Source organism: Streptomyces bobili (genome assembly GCF_002154575.1).
GTDB lineage: Bacteria > Actinomycetota > Actinomycetes > Streptomycetales > Streptomycetaceae > Streptomyces > Streptomyces bobili.
Map to the genome: position 1 here is coordinate 1 of NZ_MUBA01000653.1, position 1506 is coordinate 1506.

The window sequence follows — 1506 nt, forward strand, 5'->3', positions numbered from 1 at the left end:
CGAGGACCTCACCGCGCGCGCGGTCGCCGTCGCGGAGGCCGCCGCCGCCCACCGGCCCGACGCCCTGATCATCGGCTGCAACACGGCGACCGTGCACGCCCTGCCCACCCTGCGAGTCCGCCTCGAACCGGGCATACCGGTGATCGGGACCGTCCCCGCGATCAAGCCCGCCGCGGCCGGCGGCGGCCCCGTCGCGATCTGGGCCACCCCCGCCACCACCGGCAGCCCCTACCAGCGCGGTCTCATCGACGACTTCGCCGACGGCGTCACCGTGACCGAGGTGCCCTGCTGGGGCCTGGCCGAGGCCGTGGAGCACGCGGACGAGGCGGCGATCGACGCCGCGGTCGCCGCGGCCGCCGCCCTCACCCCCGACGAGGTGACGACCGTCGTCCTGGGCTGCACCCATTACGAACTGGTCGCCGAGCGCATCCGCGCCGCCGTCCAGGGCGCCGGCCGGCCGCCGCTCGTCCTGCACGGATCGGCCGGTGCCGTGGCCGCCCAGGCACTGCGCCGCATCGGGTCCCGCCCCGAGCCCGGGGCACAGACCCTCGGCACGGTGACGGTCATCCTCAGCGGCCGGGAGGGCGCGCTGCCGGCGCCGGCGCTCGCCTACGCGGAAGGCCGGCTGCTCCAGGAGACCAGCCCCGTCCGCTGACCGGAGATCACCGGGCGCACGGGCGCCGTCCGCTCCCCGCCCGGCCGGCCCAGTCACCCTGCGCGACACGGTACCGGCGGAGCGAAACCTGAGTAACCTCATGAATATGAGGGACCACCACCCCCGTGAGGAGACCGCCCCGCACCCCGACGAGTGGCACGGGCGGGCCACGAACCGCTTCCAGTGGCTGCTCGCGCTCGTCGGGGCAGCCTGCGTGGCGCTCGGTATCGAACTGGCGGTCGTGTCCGCGTGGACGTCCGCGATCGCGCCGCTCGCCATGTCCGTGGTCGGCTGCATCGCCGCGGGCATGCTCGTCCTGTTCGGCACCCTCGCCTTCGTCCACGTCGACCTGAGACTCGACAGGGAATCCCTCGAAGTGCGCTGCGGACACATCGGCCTGCCGCGCCGCCGCATCCCGCTGTCCCATGTCGCCGGTGCCGACTTCGAGCCCCATGTCACCCCACGGCACTGGGGCGGCTGGGGCTACCGCTGGCGCCCCGACAAGGGCACCGCGGTCGTCGTACGGCGGGGGGAGGGCGTGGTGCTGCGGCTCTGGGACGGACACACGTTCACGATCACCGTGGACGACGCCGAGTCCGCCGTAAAGGTCATCAGGGCCCGGCTGCGGCAGGGCACGCCCGACGTGACGCAGAGTCCGTAGGCCTTCGGGCGGCGGTTCAGGCGGCCGGACTGTCGCCGGGGGAGCGCAGAGCCGTCCTGCCGGAACGGGAGGAGGCCGGGCGCGGCGCCGGTTCGACGGGACGGGCGGTGGCCAGACCCGCCAGAAGACCCGCGCCGACCGAGACCGTGGTGAAGCTCAGCGCGTTGCCGACCGCGGCGACGGCCGCCAG

General features: G+C 74.9%; 2 protein-coding genes and 1 pseudogene. 2 read left to right on the forward strand and 1 reads right to left on the reverse strand.

Going from position 1 to position 1506, the window contains the following annotated elements; translation table 11 throughout:
* Both BZL64_RS35585 and BZL64_RS35590 read left to right on the forward strand, forming a co-directional pair.
* A partial coding sequence (locus tag BZL64_RS35585; protein WP_086773186.1) for a glutamate racemase occupies positions 1–655 on the forward strand: 655 nt, incomplete at its 5' end.
* 106 nt (positions 656–761) lie between these two features.
* Positions 762–1316: a hypothetical protein gene (locus BZL64_RS35590; RefSeq protein WP_086773187.1), complete on the forward strand. Its 555-nt coding sequence runs from the start codon at positions 762–764 to the stop codon at positions 1314–1316.
* 16 nt (positions 1317–1332) lie between these two features.
* On the opposite strand, the pseudogene BZL64_RS42280 reads toward BZL64_RS35590, so the two are convergent.
* Positions 1333–1506: pseudogene (locus tag BZL64_RS42280) on the reverse strand (O-antigen ligase family protein); the annotation flags it as partial.

Bases quoted from the DNA above. Each gene is read 5' to 3' on its own strand.
- BZL64_RS35590 (WP_086773187.1), top strand. From the start codon at position 762: ATGAGGGACCACCACCCCCGTGAGGAGACCGCCCCGCACCCCGACGAG.